At 52.7% G+C, this 18,026-nt stretch carries 12 protein-coding genes; 4 read left to right on the forward strand and 8 right to left on the reverse strand.

Annotation, left to right across the window (positions count from 1 at the left end):
• Nucleotide 1: 1 nt before the first annotated feature.
• The 5 genes from FDP13_RS02975 to ubiG all read right to left on the reverse strand — a co-directional run bounded on the left by FDP13_RS02975 (nt 2) and on the right by ubiG (nt 6,160).
• Nucleotides 2-916: an SPFH domain-containing protein gene (locus tag FDP13_RS02975; protein ID WP_012770698.1), complete on the reverse strand. Its 915-nt coding sequence runs from the start codon at nt 914-916 to the stop codon at nt 2-4.
• Between the two features lie 134 nt (nt 917-1,050).
• Nucleotides 1,051-1,311: a class I ribonucleotide reductase maintenance protein YfaE gene (yfaE, locus tag FDP13_RS02980; protein ID WP_012770697.1), complete on the reverse strand. Its 261-nt coding sequence runs from the start codon at nt 1,309-1,311 to the stop codon at nt 1,051-1,053.
• 5 nt (nt 1,312-1,316) lie between these two features.
• The gene (gene nrdB, locus FDP13_RS02985; RefSeq protein WP_012770696.1) at nt 1,317-2,447 is read right to left on the reverse strand and encodes a class Ia ribonucleoside-diphosphate reductase subunit beta; all 1,131 of its coding nucleotides are present in this window, start codon (nt 2,445-2,447) and stop codon (nt 1,317-1,319) included.
• Nucleotides 2,448-2,613: 166 nt separating this feature from the next.
• Nucleotides 2,614-4,902 carry a class 1a ribonucleoside-diphosphate reductase subunit alpha gene (nrdA, locus tag FDP13_RS02990; RefSeq protein ID WP_143838541.1) on the reverse strand — a complete coding sequence of 763 codons (2,289 nt, stop codon included), beginning with the start codon at nt 4,900-4,902 and terminating at the stop codon, nt 2,614-2,616.
• Between the two features lie 508 nt (nt 4,903-5,410).
• Nucleotides 5,411-6,160: a bifunctional 2-polyprenyl-6-hydroxyphenol methylase/3-demethylubiquinol 3-O-methyltransferase UbiG gene (gene ubiG / locus FDP13_RS02995; protein ID WP_143838543.1), complete on the reverse strand. Its 750-nt coding sequence runs from the start codon at nt 6,158-6,160 to the stop codon at nt 5,411-5,413.
• A 254-nt stretch (nt 6,161-6,414) separates the two neighbouring features.
• On the opposite strand from ubiG, the gene gyrA reads away from it, so the two are divergent.
• Nucleotides 6,415-9,048 (forward strand): DNA topoisomerase (ATP-hydrolyzing) subunit A, encoded by a 2,634-nt coding sequence (gyrA, locus tag FDP13_RS03000; protein WP_012770693.1) that lies wholly within the window; start codon nt 6,415-6,417, stop codon nt 9,046-9,048.
• A 122-nt stretch (nt 9,049-9,170) separates the two neighbouring features.
• Nucleotides 9,171-12,038 (forward strand): two-component system sensor histidine kinase RcsC, encoded by a 2,868-nt coding sequence (rcsC, locus tag FDP13_RS03005; protein WP_143838611.1) that lies wholly within the window; start codon nt 9,171-9,173, stop codon nt 12,036-12,038.
• Nucleotides 12,039-12,098: 60 nt separating this feature from the next.
• Here rcsC and rcsB read toward each other — a convergent pair whose 3' ends face one another.
• Genes rcsB through FDP13_RS03020 form a run of 3 tightly spaced genes read right to left on the reverse strand, consistent with a single transcriptional unit; the run spans nt 12,099 to nt 15,623 of the window.
• Nucleotides 12,099-12,749, reverse strand: a complete 651-nt coding sequence (gene rcsB / locus FDP13_RS03010; protein ID WP_143838544.1) for a response regulator transcription factor RcsB — start codon at nt 12,747-12,749, stop codon at nt 12,099-12,101.
• 5 nt (nt 12,750-12,754) lie between these two features.
• Nucleotides 12,755-15,424 carry a phosphotransferase RcsD gene (rcsD, locus tag FDP13_RS03015; RefSeq protein WP_143838546.1) on the reverse strand — a complete coding sequence of 890 codons (2,670 nt, stop codon included), beginning with the start codon at nt 15,422-15,424 and terminating at the stop codon, nt 12,755-12,757.
• Between the two features lie 4 nt (nt 15,425-15,428).
• Nucleotides 15,429-15,623 (reverse strand): hypothetical protein, encoded by a 195-nt coding sequence (locus FDP13_RS03020; RefSeq protein WP_143838548.1) that lies wholly within the window; start codon nt 15,621-15,623, stop codon nt 15,429-15,431.
• 454 nt (nt 15,624-16,077) lie between these two features.
• On the opposite strand from FDP13_RS03020, the gene FDP13_RS03025 reads away from it, so the two are divergent.
• Both FDP13_RS03025 and menF read left to right on the forward strand, forming a co-directional pair.
• Nucleotides 16,078-16,293 (forward strand): hypothetical protein, encoded by a 216-nt coding sequence (locus tag FDP13_RS03025; RefSeq protein ID WP_143838550.1) that lies wholly within the window; start codon nt 16,078-16,080, stop codon nt 16,291-16,293.
• Nucleotides 16,294-16,606: 313 nt separating this feature from the next.
• A complete protein-coding gene (gene menF / locus FDP13_RS03030; RefSeq protein WP_143838551.1) occupies nt 16,607-17,932 on the forward strand; it encodes an isochorismate synthase MenF in 1,326 nt (441 codons plus the stop codon).
• The last annotated feature ends 94 nt before the right edge of the window (nt 17,933-18,026 follow it).

An 18,026-nucleotide genomic window follows, 5' to 3' on the forward strand; every position in this document is an offset into this window, starting at 1 on the left:
ACTATTTTCTCCGGTCTGTTTGGCTCTCTTTGATAAGCTCACTGATGCCGCCAATGGTGCCCATCAGGTTGCTGGCGTCCAGTGGCATCATGATGACTTTGCTGTTATTGGCCGCTCCGATGGTTTGCAGCGCATCGGTATATTTCTGGGCGACGAAGTAGTTGATCGCCTGAATATTGCCGGCGGCAATCGCTTCCGACACCATTTGGGTGGCGCGGGCTTCCGCTTCGGCTGCGCGTTCGCGGGCTTCCGCTTCGAGGAAGGCCGATTGACGTTCTCCCTCGGCTTTAAGAATTTGCGCCTGCTTTTCCCCTTCGGCTTTCAGGATCGCTGCCTGCCTGATCCCTTCCGCTTCGAGAATATCCGCACGTTTGGTACGTTCCGCCTTCATCTGGGCGTTCATTGAGGCGATCAGTTCGGCGGGCGGGCGCACGTCGCGGATTTCGATACGGGTGACTTTGATGCCCCAGGGGTTGGTGGCTTCATCCACGATATGCAGCAGCCGGGTATTGATGCTGTCGCGTTGGGACAGCATTTCATCCAGTTCCATCGAGCCGAGTACGGTACGGATGTTGGTCATGGTCAGGTTGATGATAGCCAGTTCCAGATTGCTGACTTCATAGGCGGCGCGTGGAGCATCCACCACCTGGATAAAGCAGACGGCGTCGATAGTGACGTTGGCGTTATCCTTGGAGATAATTTCCTGTGAGGGAATTTCCAGCACTTGCTCCATCATATTGATCTTGCGGCCAATACGGTCCATAAACGGCACGACCAGATTCAGGCCGGGCATCAGGGTACGGGTGTAGCGGCCGAAACGCTCGACTGTCCACTGGTAGCCCTGCGGCACGATTTTGATGCCGGACCAGACAATCACCAGCGCAACGACGATCAGAACCGGGATAAATGTCAGCATGTGCTCTGCTCTCCATGATTTTTTCCTGCGGAAAGTGTAACGCAGGATAGCGTTACTGGCGTAGTAAAGTTACGGACGGACAAGGGATTATGCGAGCCGGCACGGAAAGCCAGCTGCAATAATACGGGCGTCGGTTACATATCGAGTTCGATGTCATCCAGCGGCATACAACAGCAGGGCAGGATTTCGCCCCGTTGCAGGCAGGCCAGCGGCGTTTCCCGGTAGGCGACCTTGCCTTTGGTGAGCCGTAAACGGCAAGCGCCGCAATAACCGGAGCGACACTGATACTCGACCGGCACCCGCTGGGATTCCAGCGCTTCCAGCAGGGAGGTGTGTTCGTCAGAGCAAAGCAACTGCGCCCCTGAGAGGCGCAGTGTGATGGTGGGCGTCGTCATCGTGGTTATAGCTGGAAGTCACTCAGGTCGTCGGTGTTGATTTCCGAATCAATCTGGCCGACCAGATAGGAGCTGACTTCAACCTCCTGCGGCGCCACTTGCACATTGTCCGATACCAGCCAGGCGTTGATCCACGGAATCGGGTTGGTGCGGGTTTCAAACGGCAACGGCAATCCCACCGCCTGCATACGGATGTTGGTGATGTACTCAACGTACTGGCACAGGATGTCTTTGTTCAGGCCGATCATCGAGCCGTCACGGAACAGGTATTCCGCCCACTCTTTTTCCTGCTGAGCCGCCAGCACGAACAGATCGTAGCACTGCTGTTGGCACTCCTCCGCCACCTGAGCCATTTCCGGATCATCCTGACCGGCGCGCATCAGGTTGAGCATGTGCTGAGTACCGGTGAGATGCAACGCTTCATCGCGGGCGATCAGCTTGATGATCTTGGCGTTGCCTTCCATCAGTTCACGTTCGGCGAAGGCGAAGGAGCAGGCGAAGCTGACGTAAAAACGAATGGCTTCCAGCGCGTTCACGCTCATCAGGCACAGGTAGAGTTTTTTCTTCAACTCATAGAGATTGATGGTCACCGTCTTACCGTTGACCTGATGCGTACCTTCTCCCAGCAGATGATAGTAGCTGGTCAGTTCAATCAGCTCATCGTAGAAGCCGGAGATGTCTTTAGCCCGTTTGAGAATTTCCTCGTTCGTGACGATATCGTCAAACACGACCGACGGATCATTGACGATATTACGGATAATGTGGGTATAGGAGCGGGAATGGATGGTTTCCGAGAAAGCCCAGGTTTCCACCCAGGTTTCCAGTTCCGGGATGGAAATGAGCGGCAGCAGTGCAACGTTAGGGCTGCGGCCCTGAATGGAGTCCAGCAGCGTCTGGTATTTCAGATTGCTGATGAAAATGTGTTTTTCATGCTCCGGCAATCCCTGATAGTCGATACGGTCGCGGGAGACATCCACCTCTTCCGGGCGCCAGAAGAACGAAAGCTGCTTTTCGATCAACTTCTCGAAAATTTCATATTTTTGCTGATCGTAGCGCGCTACGTTTACCGGCTGACCGAAAAACATCGGTTCCAGCAACTGATCGTTTTTGTTCTGTGAAAAAGTGGTATAGGCCATGGTCTCTCCAAACAAACCAACAGCGCGACCCGAAGGCGGCGCTGTTAAACCTCTGCAACCCGAGCGGGCGGCGTCGCGTCTATACCAGACTGGAACAGACGCGACGAGATGAGGAATATCGTCATTCCGGGGTATCTGAATTCACCAGACTACCCCGGCGCCGTGCTTAGATTTTACACGCGCCGCTTTCGCAGCCGTCATCCTGCGCAGCGGTGTCCAGCAGGTCGTCTTGCGCGTCTTCGGCACCGTCGCGGGTATTTTGATAGTAGAGGGTCTTCAACCCGAATTTATACGCCGTGAGCAAATCTTTCAGCAACTGCGTCATCGGTACTTTTCCGGACGGGAAACGCGCCGGGTCGTAGTTGGTGTTGGCGGAAATCGCCTGATCGATGAATTTCTGCATCAGACCGACCAACTGCAGGTAACCATCGTTAGAGGGCATATCCCACAGCAGCTCATAAGCGTCTTTCAGCGTTTCATACTCCGGCACTACCTGACGCAGGATACCGTCTTTTGACGCTTTCACGCTGATGTGACCGCGCGGCGGCTCAATGCCGTTGGTGGCATTGGAAATCTGCGACGAGGTTTCAGACGGCATCAGTGCAGACAGCGTGGAGTTACGCAGACCATAGGTCTGGATGTCCTTACGCAGCGTTTCCCAGTCATGGTGCAGCGGTTCACTGCAAATATTGTCCAGATCACGCTTGTAGCTGTCGATAGGCAAAATACCCTGCGAATAGGTGGTTTCATTGAACCACGGGCAGGCGCCCTGTTCGCGAGCCAACTGGTTCGAGGCTTTCAGCAGATAATACTGAATCGCTTCGAAGGTGCGATGCGTCAGATTATTGGCGCTGCCGTTAGAGTAGCGCACACCGTGTTTCGCCAGATAGTAGGCGAAGTTGATAACACCAATACCCAAGGTGCGTCGGCCCATCGCGCCGCGTTTGGCCGCCGGGATCGGATAGTCCTGATAATCGAGCAGGGCATCCAGCGCGCGTACCGCCAGCGTCGCCAATTCTTCCAATTCGTGCAGCGAGCTGATGGCGCCCAGGTTAAAAGCCGACAGGGTGCAGAGCGCGATTTCGCCGCTTTCGTCGTTGACGTCTTCCAGCGGCTTGGTCGGCAGGGCGATTTCCAGACACAGGTTGGACTGGCGTACCGGCGCAACCTGTGGGTCAAACGGGCTGTGCGTGTTGCAGTGGTCAACGTTCTGAATATAGATACGGCCGGTGGAGGCGCGTTCCTGCATCATCAGCGAGAACAGCTCTGCGGCTTTGATCTGCTGCTTGCGGATACTGTCGTCCTGCTCATATTTGACGTACAGGCGTTCGAATTCATCCTGATTGTTGAAGAACGCATCGTACAGGCCCGGCACGTCGGATGGGCTGAACAGCGTGATGTCGCCGCCTTTCACCAGGCGCTGGTACATCAGTTTGTTGAGTTGTACGCCGTAATCCAGATGACGCACGCGGTTGCCTTCCACACCGCGGTTATTTTTCAACACCAGCAGGCTTTCTACTTCCAGATGCCACAACGGATAGAACAGTGTCGCCGCACCGCCGCGCACACCGCCCTGAGAACAGGATTTCACCGCGGTCTGGAAATGTTTGTAGAACGGAATACAACCGGTATGGAACGCTTCGCCGCCGCGAATCGGGCTGCCCAGCGCACGAATACGGCCGGCGTTGATGCCGATGCCGGCACGCTGGGAAACGTATTTTACAATCGCGCTGGAGGTCGCGTTGATGGAGTCAAGGCTGTCGCCGCACTCGATCAACACGCAGGAGCTGAACTGACGGGTTGGCGTACGTACGCCGGACATGATTGGCGTCGGCAGCGAGATTTTGAACGTCGATACCGCATCGTAGAAACGCTTGACGTAATCCAGCCGGGTTTCGCGCGGGTAGCCGGAGAACAAGCAGGCGGCGACCAGAATATACAGGAACTGGGCGCTTTCGTAGATGTCACCGGTCACGCGATTTTGTACCAGATATTTCCCTTCCAGCTGTTTAACGGCTGCGTAGGAGAAATTCATGTCACGCCAGTGATCGATGAAAGCGTCCATTTGGGCGAATTCTTCTTCCGTGTAATCTTCCAGCAAATGGCGGTCGTACTTTGCCATTTCGACCATTTTCACCACATGGTCGTACAGTTTCGGCGGTTCGAATTGACCGTAGGCTTTTTTGCGCAGATGAAAAATAGCCAGACGCGCAGCCAGATACTGATAATCCGGGCTTTCACGTGAGATCAGATCAGCGGCGGCCTTGATGATCGTTTCGTGGATATCGGCAGTCTTGATGCCGTCGTAGAATTGGATGTGGGAACGCAGTTCTACCTGAGAAACAGAGACGTTATGTAACCCTTCTGCTGCCCAGGTGATTACCCGGTGGATTTTGTCCAGATTGATGCGTTCTTTACTGCCATCGCGTTTGGTAACAAGCAGACTCTGGTTCATGTGGCGTAGCACCTGTTTTTTGACACGAGTTTTGTTTTTATCGGCCTCCCCATGTCTTCATTCACAAAAAACGCAAACAAAAAAATAGTGTTTTCTGTCAGAAGTAAACACTATATATAGGGGGTGGGCCAGCTTTTGACAACAAGATAATGTGAAAAATGACGTATTGCAAGTGAGCAAAACGGCCTACTCTTGTGGATAACATAGGGAATAAATGTTACAAGCGCGCTAAATCCCAGCCACTGTGCGGCCTCATTATTTTGTCAACTACAGGGGAGAAAAAATAAAAAAATTGATCAACCGCCGGTTTCTTATCCGCTGACAACCGCCGCGTGCGGATTAAAACCGCGTTTCAGACAAGTTATTGGGAATAATCTGAGTTTGATATGTTGCTCAAATGTTGATGAGGCGCAGTTTATGCCTGAAAACGTATTCATCATCGATAAAAAAAGCCGATGGAATAACCATCGGCCAGAGGCGTTAATCGAACCGTCGACGCCCGGCGGCGTCAGCCGGGATGCTTGGTATGGAGCATATAATTGACATCGACGTTCGCACCGAGCCGGAAACGGTCCAGCAGCGGGTTGTAGTGCAGCCCGGTCATGTGGCGTTCGCGCAGCGGCGTCTGGTCCACCCAGGTCAACAATTCCGCCGGACGAATGAATTTTTTGATGTCGTGCGTACCACGCGGCACCATGTTGGTCAGGTATTCGGCGCCGACAATCAGCATCAACCAGGCTTTGGCATTGCGATTGATGGTGGAGAAAAAGACATGGCCGCCGGGTTTCACCAGCCGGGCGCAGGCCTGTACTACTGAGCGAGGGTCCGGCACGTGCTCCAGCATTTCCATACAGGTCACGACGTCGTAGGCGCCGGCGTGAGCATCGGCGTGGGCTTCCACCGTTTCCTGCACGTAACCGACGGTCACACCGCTTTCCAGTGCGTGCAGTCGGGCAACCTGCAACGGTTCTGCGCCCATATCCAGACCGGTAACCTGAGCGCCTTCGCGTGCCATGCTTTCGGCCAGAATACCGCCGCCGCAGCCGACATCCAGTACGCGTTTGCCGAAAATACCGTCGGCACGCTCGATGATGTAGCTCAGGCGCAGCGGATTGATGCGGTGCAGCGGCTTAAACTCGCCTTCCAGATCCCACCAGCGCGAGGCGACGGCCTCGAATTTGGCGATTTCATCAAGGTCGACATTCGGTGTGGGGGCGGCGTTCTTCAGGCCGGCGGGGTTCGTGGTGTCTGTATTCATGGCGGGTGATCCCCTCTCGTTAATATTGATTGAGGCCGAGTATAGCGAGCGCAAGGCGGTTGTTGTAGTCGTATGCGGCGGCTTCATGGCGGCGATGTCTTGTGACGGCGGTAACATTCGTCGTAACGAAACGTGATGCCTCTGGTAAAGAAGCGCCGGCAAACCGGCGTGAAGTTTCCCCTGAAACCCCGGTTTATGATATGATTTTCCACCTTTTAAAGTCGGGTAGATGTGAATAGAGGGATAGCGGCTCCATGAGCGACCTTGCCAGAGAAATTACACCGGTCAACATCGAGGAAGAGCTGAAAAGTTCATATCTGGATTACGCCATGTCCGTCATCGTCGGGCGTGCGTTGCCGGACGTTCGCGATGGTCTTAAGCCGGTACACCGCCGCGTACTGTACGCGATGAATGTATTGGGTAACGACTGGAACAAGCCTTATAAAAAATCGGCCCGTGTGGTCGGGGACGTTATCGGTAAATATCACCCGCACGGTGATAGCGCGGTTTACGATACTATCGTACGTATGGCCCAGCCGTTCTCGTTACGCTACATGCTGGTAGACGGGCAGGGCAACTTCGGTTCCATCGACGGCGACTCCGCCGCGGCGATGCGTTATACCGAAGTGCGCATGTCGAAGATAGCCCACGAACTGCTTTCCGATCTGGATAAAGAAACGGTAGATTTTGTGCCCAACTATGACGGCACAGAGCAGATTCCGGACGTGATGCCCACCCGTATCCCCAACCTGCTGGTCAACGGTTCTTCCGGGATCGCAGTCGGGATGGCGACCAACATTCCACCCCATAACCTGTCTGAAGTGATTAACGGTTGTCTGGCCTACATCGACGATGAAAACATCAGCGTCGAAGGGCTGATGGAGCATATTCCGGGGCCGGATTTCCCGACCGCCGCCATCATCAACGGCAAACGCGGTATTGAAGAAGCTTACCGTACCGGTCGCGGCAAGGTGTATATCCGTGCGCGCGCCGAAGTGGAAGCGGATGCCAAATCCGGCCGTGAAACCATCATCGTGCATGAAATCCCGTATCAGGTGAACAAGGCGCGACTGATTGAAAAGATCGCCGAGCTGGTAAAAGAGAAGCGTATCGAAGGCATCAGCGCGTTGCGTGATGAGTCCGACAAGGACGGTATGCGTATCGTCATTGAGATCAAGCGTGATGCGGTGGGTGAGGTGGTACTCAACCATCTGTACTCCCAGACCCAGATGCAGGTATCGTTCGGCATCAACATGGTGGCGTTACATCAGGGACAGCCGAAGTTGATGACCCTGAAGGAAATTCTGGCGGCATTCGTTCGTCATCGCCGCGAAGTGGTGACGCGTCGCACTATTTTCGAGCTTCGCAAAGCGCGCGAACGCGCCCATATCCTGGAAGGGTTGGCGATTGCGCTGGTGAATATCGACCCGATCATTGAGCTGATTCGCCATGCATCGACGCCGGCCGAGGCGAAAATCGCGCTGGTGGCGCAGGCGTGGGAGCTGGGTAGCGTGGCGGCGATGCTGGAACGCGCCGGTGATGACGCGGCACGCCCGGAATGGCTGGAGCCTGAGTTCGGCATTCATGACGGCAAATATCACCTGACTGATCAGCAGGCGCAGGCGATTCTGGATCTGCGTTTGCAGAAACTGACCGGTCTGGAACATGAAAAACTGCTGGATGAGTACAAAGAACTGCTGACGCAGATTGCCGAATTGCTGTTCATTCTGCGTAGTCCTGAGCGCCTGATGGAGGTGATCCGCGAGGAACTGGTGGCGATCCGCGAGCTGTATAACGACGCGCGTCGCACCGAGATCACCCACAACAGCGCCGACATCAATATTGAAGATCTGATCTCTGAAGAAAACGTGGTGGTGACTCTGTCGCATCAGGGCTATGTGAAGTATCAGCCGTTGACCGACTATGAAGCCCAGCGCCGCGGCGGGAAAGGTAAATCTGCCGCCCGCATCAAAGAAGAAGACTTTATTGACCGTCTGCTGGTGGCGAATACCCACGATACCATCCTGTGTTTCTCCAGCCGTGGCCGACTTTACTGGCTGAAGGTCTACCAATTGCCGGAGGCAAGCCGCGGCGCCCGCGGTCGTCCGATCATCAACCTGTTGCCGCTGGAACAGGATGAACGTATTACCGCTATTCTGCCGGTACGCGAGTACGAAGAAGGGATGAACGTGTTCATGGCCACGGCCAGCGGTACTGTGAAGAAAACGGCGCTGACCGAGTTCAGTCGTCCGCGTAGCGCCGGTATTATCGCGGTCAACCTGAATGACGGCGATGAGCTGATTGGCGTCGATCTGACCGACGGCAGCAACGAAGTGATGTTGTTCTCCGCCGAAGGCAAGGTGGTGCGTTTCTCGGAATCCGCTGTGCGTACCATGGGACGTACCGCTACCGGGGTGCGCGGCATTAATCTGCAGGATGACGATCGTGTCGTGTCGCTGATTGTTCCGCGTGGCGAAGGCGATATTCTGACCGTGACGCAGAATGGCTTCGGTAAGCGTACTGCCGTTACCGAGTATCCGGTGAAATCGCGCGCCACCAAGGGCGTTATCTCCATCAAGGTCAGTGAGCGCAACGGTAACGTGGTGGGGGCCGTGCAGGTGGATTCCGCCGATCAGATCATGATGATCACCGATGCCGGTACGTTGGTACGTACCCGGGTATCCGAGGTCAGCATTGTGGGCCGTAATACTCAGGGCGTCACCTTGATCCGTACCGCCGAGGATGAACGCGTGGTCGGCCTGCAGCGAGTGGCCGAGCCGGTGGAAGACGATGAACTCGACAGCGTGGTGCCGGTTGACGGCGAACTGCCGGAAGAAGATATCGACGAGCCGGAAAGTGACGATGACACGCCGGAAGATGATGAATAATCTTTTTTCCTGTCGGTAAAGTGACAAAAGCCAGCGCCTGACGCGCTGGCTTTTTTTATGCGGGATCGGTACTGTATCGACTGATTCCGACCGTGTTTTCCCGTGCTGATAACCTCTACGGTATGCCATTGAAAGTTATTGCTTCTTTTCAGTCTACCCTCAAAATCTCCCGGTATATGTTCCGGGTGCTGGCGACTACGTTGTGGATTCTGGGCGCACTGATTTCAGTTTTCTATGTCAACAAGGAACTGAATCAACGGGAATCGCATTTACGCCAAATTTTCTCGCTCAATTTCGAACAGTCGCTGGGGTATATTCGTCATACTACGGATGTCGCACGTGAACTGAGATACATTGCCGCCAACCGATTTAGCGTTTCATCCCTATCCCGCGAACGTAAGTCTTCCACGCCAAAAACGCCGTTTTCCATTTATCCGCTATCGCCCACGTTTAATTGTGGCGAACAATACGCGAAAACCCCGGCTTTGTTACAGTCACTGAGCGGATTTTTTGAACAATGGCATGATGATTTCTCATCGGTTTATGATCTGAATCGGCTCTTTTTCGTCGATAGCAGTCAGCAATGCATCGTCGATTTTAGTATCCGTAATCAATCACTGGATAGCGACAGCCTGCTGAAAAGCGTGCAAGAGCGGTTACAGAATCAGAATTCCAATCGGGTGGGAAATCGCCGCGAAGAGAGCCTGTTCTGGGTGGTGCCCGGTCCGACGCAGGAAGTAGGGTATTTGTATGCGTTGACGCCGGTGTATGTGGATAACCATCTGGTGACCATGATGGGCATTGAACAGACCATCAGGCTGGATGATTTTATGTTGAATGGCGACCTGCCGTTCAGCGTCAGGTTGTTGGATCAAAATGATCACGTATTGCTGCAGCTCACCGATAATCAGTCTGGCGGCAACAGCCCCACCCATTATCCCGATTCGAACAATTACTTCGGTTATAGCGACGGTTATGGAACCCTGTTGATGAAAAAGGCGTTACCGCCTACATCAATGACCGTGGTCTATTCGTTGCCGCTGGAAGTGATCCTGATGTCGCTCAATACGCTGATCATCAATATTGCATTGTTGAACCTGGCGTCAGCTATCTGTTTGTTTTTATTGGCAAGATTATTTGAGCGCAAGATCTTTCTGCCCGCGGAACGCAACGCCTTCCAACTGGAGGAGAACGAGCAATTTAACCGCAAGATCGTCGCCTCGGCACCGGTAGGGATTTGTATTTTAAGGATCAGCGACGGTACCAATATTCTCAGTAACGAGCTGGCGCATAACTACCTTAGCCTGCTGACGTATGAAGACCGGGTGCGCATTGTGCGGATTATTTGCGAACAGCAGTCCAAATCGCTGGATGTGGTGACCGGGCGTAATCACCACCTGCAAATCAGTTTCGTGCATTCGCGCTATCGCAATGAAAACGTCGCTATTTGCGTACTGCTTGACGTCAGTGCCCGCGTTCGCATGGAGGAGTCGCTGCAGGAGATGGCTAACGCCGCTGAGCAGGCCAGCCAGTCTAAGTCGATGTTTCTGGCAACCGTCAGTCATGAGTTGCGTACACCGCTGTATGGGATTATCGGCAATCTGGACTTGCTGCAGACGAAATCGCTGCCGTCAGATGCTAATCGGCTGGTGACCGCGATGCAAAATTCTTCGGCGCTGTTGCTGAAGATCATCAGCGACATTTTGGATTTCTCCAAGATCGAATCGGAACAGTTGAAGATCGAGCCCAGTGAGTTTGCACCGCGTGAAGTGATAAACCATATTTTAAACAATTATTTACCGTTGGTGGTGAAAAAACGTCTCGAGTTGTACTGCTATATCGACCCTAACGTGCCCTCACGGTTAATGGGGGATGCGGTGCGATTACAGCAGGTATTGAGTAATCTGCTCAGTAATGCCATCAAGTTTACCGATACCGGCTGTATCGTGTTTCAGGTGGCGTGTAGCGACGAGGGCTACCTGGTATTTAAAGTGCGGGATACCGGCGTCGGGATTGATACCCGCTCGGTGATGAAACTGTTTGACCCGTTCTTTCAGGCTGGAACCGGGGTTCAGCGCCATTTTCAAGGCACCGGTCTGGGGCTGGCGATTTGTGAAAAGCTGGTCAGCCTGATGGATGGCGACATTACGATTGAATCTGAGCCTGGGCTTGGCAGTGAATTCGGTATTCGTATTCCGCTTTATCGCGCTCACTATCCCCAGACATTGCAGTTGTCTGATTTACAGGGAAAAACGTGCTGGCTGCACATCCGTAATGCCTTGATGGAACGTTATCTGCTGGGCCTGCTCAGTGCCTGTGGTCTGGATGCACGGCGATACGATGAAGGGCAAGCGATAGGAAACGACGACGTTATGATTTTTGATCATACGCCTGATGTTGAGCCAAAGGCACGCGTCAGCGTGGAGATTTGCGCAACGCATGGTGGTGCGCCTCAGGAACAACGAGCAGGATATTGGCTTTACAGTACTGCCGTGCTGCATGAGTTGCCGACGCTGCTGCAACGTATTTATCGCGGTGAAGATGCGTTGCCGGCCGTGGCGGCGTCTCAGCCTGCGGTGAGTTATAGCCGCACCGAGAATGGCGATATTCATCTGCTGGTGGTGGATGACCACCCGATTAACCGCCGTTTGCTGGCTGACCAGCTTGGGTCGCTAGGATATCAGGTGATCACCGCTAATGATGGGCTTGATGCTCTGGGTGTACTGGCGAAAAATCCGGTAGACATTGTGCTTACCGACGTCAACATGCCGAATATGGACGGGTATCGTTTTACCCAGCAACTGCGGGAGATGGGACAGACCTTGCCGGTGATTGGCGTTACGGCCAATGCACTGGCGGAAGAGCGGCAACGTTGCCTGCAAGCCGGTATGGATAATTGTTTGTCCAAGCCGGTAACGCTGGATACATTGCAACAATCACTGTCGTATTACAGCCATCTCGTCAGACAGGGGAAAACGGCTCAGTCGTAATACTGTCATGCAATAAAGAATGTGTCGGCAAACAGGCTTCCCTGTTTGCCGACAAGAAGGTTACTCTTTGTCAGACGATGATACGCCGACCGAAGAAAGGTAGTTTAACAGCGCGATATCGTTGTCCACCCCAAGTTTGGTCATGGCCGATTTCTTCTGGCTGCTAATGGTCTTAATGCTGCGATTGAGCTTTCTGGCGATTTCAGTCACCAGGAACCCTTCGGCAAACAGACGCAATACTTCACTTTCCTTGGGAGACAGGCGTTTGTCGCCATAACCGCTGGCGCTGATTTTCTCCAGTACTTTGCTAACGCTTTCCGGTGTGAATTTCTTGCCTTTCTGTAACGCTGCCAGCGCTTTAGGCAGGTCGGTCGGTGCGCCCTGTTTCAGCACAATCCCTTCGATATCAAGCTCCAGCACGGCGCTGAGAATGGCCGGATTATTGTTCATCGTCAGGACAATGATCGACAAATGAGGGAAATGGCGCTTGATATATTTAATGAGAGTGATGCCGTCACCGTATTTATCTCCTGGCATGGATAAGTCGGTGATCAAGACGTTTGCATCCAGCTTGGGAAGATTATTAACCAGGGCTGTCGAGTCTTCGAATTCACCCACGACGTTAACCCATTCGATTTGTTCCAGCGATTTTTTAATGCCGAACAAAACAATAGGATGGTCGTCTGCAATAATTACGTTTAGATTGCTCATTGTTTTTACTCGTATTGTTGGCCACCTGGCTGCAGCAATGCTGTGACAAAACCTTCGATCTGCTGAAGGTAGATTTCTATTTGCGCACGATCCTGGGTGGTAATAAGCTTTTCCAGCGTTTCACATAACTGCTTGCCGGGATGGAGATTCAGCATGGCAAAGACACCCTTCAGGCGGTGTGCGGTTTGCGCGAGTGACAAAAAATCGCCGTATTGGGCCTCAGTATATAGTCTCTTGATATCCTCCGGTACTGTATCGACAAACAAGGAATAGTAGTCACTGCTGTGTAACTGACGAGCATAGAAGCCGATGTCGTCCTGTTCTTCCGATGCGCTATCGTCCTGGTCGGTCGCCAACTGTTGTTCAATCAATTTCAGCAAACCATCCTGCAGCAGTTGGCTGATGTTGTAATTGGTACGCAAGCGTCGTTGCCCCAGCGGGATCAACTGGGTATCGTCACTGGTGACCAGCAATGTATCGCTGGTGACCTTGTTGGCATCATCAGTAATAATGATGTCCGCATTCTGGTTCGCCAGCCGCTCATCGTACACCACGACTTCCGCCCCCCAACTGCTTACCATTCGGCTGACAATGGTACGAACCTCGTCCGAGGTAATATTCAGAAGTAGCGTGATATCGTCCAATAATTTCTCATCTTCTTCCGCAGGCAGTGGTTCCGGCTGCAGTTTCAACGTCAGTACGTACTGGGTTCCCAGTCCTGGGCGACTATTGATTTGCAGTTGACCGCCCAGTTTGTTGCAAAGCTGATTACATAAAAATAGGGTTAATCCGGAATTGTGCCGGAAACGATCGGATAGCGGAGGGGTAGCAAACGGATGCACCAGATTATCTCTTTCCATACCGGAAATATCCGTTCCGGTATCGCTAATGCGGATCAGCAACTGCTCGGCAGAGTGTGCCGATTGCTCGCAGGATAACGTGATTTTGCCGTAATCGGTGTTGGTGATGGAGTAATCCAGCAGCAGCGACAGGGTTTTCTTCAGCAATTCACTGTCGCCCAGATAAGTCTGTCGCGGGTTGAGTTTGTAATGGTTAAACAGCTTAAGTCCTTTCTGCTGGATACGCGGCAGCAGTTCCAGCATTAGGTCGTCGAACAATGTCAGTGGTGAAAACGAGCCGTGGACCAGATTCCATTCTACGGTTTCCAGCCGTGCCTGCAGCGCAATGTTTTCCATCAGGCGGATAGCGCTGCTGGTTTCGGCAATCAGCGTCTGAATCATTTTTTGTTGCTCAGCCGGATGGTCGGTTTTGCGTAGCGCCAACGCTAACTGATGTACCGCTGAAAGCGGTTGTTTAAACTCCTGACTCAGGTTGCGAAACAAACGCTTGCGAACCGAGACGTTCTTGTCGAACTCGCGCTGCGCCAGCTGCAGTTTTTTGGTAATCAGTATTTCCTGATCCTGTTCACGCAGCAGGAATAAGCACAATGACGGTGTATGCTGGCTGTGAAAAACGCGGACTTCGTACATCTCGTTGTCCACCGTAGCCTGAATGACCCCCTGGTGTTCCTCCGCCAGCGTAGAGATTTTTTTCAGGCTGAGGTGAGGGTAGAGCCGCTCCGCCAGCGTGTTCGCCACCATCACTTTATTGTTGCTGAAATCGTAAACCAGTACCCCTATCGGGATACGGCTGACTATCTCGTCGTACATCTGTTGCTGCTCTTTCAGATGATGTGACAAATCATCTTTTGGACGGGCATAGTAGCGGCGTAACGCGTAGAAACCTGCCGCCGAGATCAACAGCAATGCCAGATTTAGCGCCATGAACCAGAGATTATTGCGCAGCATATCCGTCACCAGCCTACCCAGTGGGATGGCATAAACCAGTTTGATCGGCGAATTCATCAACTGAGCCGAGATTTCCAGCAAGGCCCCCTCACGGTGAATGTCGGTGGGGATGTCGGTATCTGCGCTGGCATCGGCGTTGACCGGTGGCGTCTGCTGGCGCAGTATGAAGCTGTCTCTCGACAAGGTCCGCGGGATTAAGTCGTTGATTGATAAATCGAAAGCAATAACGGTGGCCAGATGACCCGGCTGATTGAACGTCGTGCGTAGGGTAAAGTAATAGTCGTTGTAAAAACGTAGCTTGCGCAAAGGTGAAAAGCTTTCCCGTTCATCCAGTGTATTTGCCTGCTGTAGCATCTCGGTTTTGCGCGATTCCACCATTGATGAAAGATAACTGCCACGAAATTGTGACGAGATATCCTTTAGCGGTTGGGTGGAAATCATCGTCAGGCTATTGTCCAACCCGTTCAGATAATACATCGAATAGATATCGGTTTTTGCTCCCCACAACACATCCAAATATTGTGATATCCGGTGCATGGCGCCGAGGGTGGTTTTTTCATACGGCCCGAAAATCAATGCATCGGTTTTGTGGCCGCTTTTCTCGACATAAAACACATTCGGCATCAGCGTGATCAGGCTGACGTTCGGGGTATCAGACGATGTTGTATCGCTGATTAGATTTTTGTAAATCTGATCGGTAAAGAAACGGTAGGCATCAATACGCTTTTGCATCCCTTCCGCAATGTCCGCCAGCGTGGATTTTTTCTCCGTCATCCAGTTGTTGACATAGTTATAGCTATAGGTGCCGGTCATCATCAGCAGTAGCAGGATAAATAGCAGGAAGAAACGCATGATAGCCGCAGGCATGAAATCAGGCTCCTGATGAACGGGTAATGAGACGGATACTGAAGCCGACCGCCGGTAGTAACAGCGCACTAAGGCACGGCAACAGGGGCGAATTGCGCCGTTTGGCGGCGGTTTCCGGCAGCGACGATATGTCGACCAATACACCGATATAACCGAGTGTGCGGGCAGAAGCAACGATCAACGCGGATCGACCTGTCATGGAAAACGCCGGCTGAACGGCGAATTGTCTCGTTTGGCCATCTAATCGCTGTAGCTGGGTGAGCGTAGGAGAGAGGCTTAAGGTTGAACTCATTGCTGAATAACTATCGTTGCTGAACCTGGCAGATATTTTTACCACAACCGCGACCTTTTATCGAAAGGGATGTGTTTCATCAGCAGAAAATGCGGGAAGGATTCCATAATAAGTCGGCAGATAAAAAAATGCCGGGACAAGCCCGGCAGTCAGAAGGTAATTTATGATAAAGCGGAATGAAGATTTGATGATAGCGGAATCAACTCTAAGGTTGTCAGTGACAGGATATTTATCACTTAATGCTACCTGACCTCGAACGTTTTTTCATTTTGTGCGATGGCGGCATATACCCTAAATAATTCGAGTTGCAGGACAATCTCTAAGGCGCTTGCTACCTGCCGCGATGGGTCCGGTGTTGAACATGGCAGGTGTGTTTCCGTTATTTGGAAATGTCGCTCCGCAATGCAATTCCATTAAACCAGAGAGTAAAAATGATGACGGTTTATTGGGAGAATACTTTTTGCCGGCGGAATATCAGATAGCGAGTAAAACGCCGAAAAAACTGGGTGGAAATAATATCATCCATGTTTTTTATGTGGATAAAAGGGGTGTTTCCTTTTGTAACTATTTGCGGTAGAGGGGCGAAATTATAGCGAAATCATTTTAGGATATTTTGTCACTGAATGGTGTCGGGCTAATCGGAAACAGATATATACCCGTCATACTTCAAGTAGTCGAACCCGCTTGCGTATTGAACAACGAAACACGTGGGTCTGTCAGGGTCAGGCGCATTCGAGCGTTGTCACGCGGCGACGTCAGACCGGGAAGTTAGGTGGCCCGCAAACCGGCTGGGCAGATAAGCAAGTTATTACGGGGTAGGTATCAGGCTAATGACTTTTTTTTTGTGGGGATAGCCCCGTATAATTCCCTACTTTCAGTTAGGCTATGGGGTGAATGTGCAGCCATTTTCTGACCTGCTGCGCCGGATGCATCAGGCGCTCGACGAACCCTTGCCGGAGCAAGCTGGTTTCCATGCGATTACGCTGACCCTGCCATTGCAGGACAGCTCACAGTTGCTGGCGTGGCTTGCCGCGCAACCACTCTATCCGCAATTTTACTGGCAGCACCGTCAGGACGATGAAGAAGCTGCGGTGTGTGGTCAGGTGCGTGTTTTTGAGGACATTACGTACGCAGAGGCATTCTTACAGCGTCATGATGTGGATGACAGCGTGCGTTTGTGGGGATTGAACGCGTTTGAACAGCGTCCGGCGGAAGACAATCGTGCGGCGTTTCTGTTTCTGCCGCGTATCGCATTGTTGCGCCAAGGCCAGCGCCTCCGCTTACGGGTAAATTTGTTTAGCGATGACTCATTGCGTGACGATGCGCGCGATGCACAGGATTTTTTGCGCCAGTTGTTGCCGTTGCAACCGTTGCCGACATTGCACTCTCGCATTGAAGACACCCGTCATTGCCCGGATCGCCGCCAATGGATTGCGCTATTGCATCAGGCGCTGGCGGATATCGCCGCCGGGCAGATGGAAAAGGTAGTACCGGCGCGGGCCACGGTTTTATCACTGGACCAACCATTGCGTGCGACCACGTTGATGGCGGCCAGTCGTGCGGTCAATTACCGCTGTTACCATTTTATGCTGGCGTTTGCGCCGCATCAGGCGTTTCTCGGTTCCAGCCCTGAACGCCTCTATCGACGTCGACATACGCGTCTGGAAACGGAAGCGCTGGCCGGCACGGTAGCCAGTGATCATAACGACGAAAAAGCTGCCGAACTGGCAAGCTGGCTGATGAACGATGTGAAGAATCAGTGTGAAAACATGCTGGTAGTGGATGATATTTGCCAGCGTCTGCATCAGGTGGCGTTGACGCTGGATGTGATGCCGCCGGAGATTATCCGCCTGCGTAAGGTGCAGCATCTGCGGCGAACCATTCAGGCAACGTTACGCGGTAGTACGGATAGCGAGTGTCTGCATCTGTTGCAGCCGACGGCGGCGGTGGCCGGGTTGCCGCGTGCGGCTGCACGGGCATTTCTGTCTCGGCATGAGCCGTTTCGTCGTGGCTGGTATGCCGGGTCGGCAGGGTATGTGTCCCGGCAACAATCTGAATTCAGCGTGGCATTACGTTCAGCCAGCGTGGATGGGAAGCAATTGACGCTGTATGCCGGTGCCGGGATTGTGGCGGGTTCTGATCCAGAGCAAGAATGGCTGGAACTGGAAAACAAAGCGGCCGGACTCAAATCATTGCTGGAAGATGATATTTCATAGCGCGATTTATTGCCTGTTACTGGTTTATATCAAAGTTGGCCGGATGAAAAAAAATATAATTATTACCACAACCCGCAACCGGAGTTGTTGAGTC

Source organism: Dickeya sp. ws52, from assembly GCF_007210685.1.
In the GTDB taxonomy this organism is placed as follows: domain Bacteria; phylum Pseudomonadota; class Gammaproteobacteria; order Enterobacterales; family Enterobacteriaceae; genus Dickeya; species Dickeya chrysanthemi.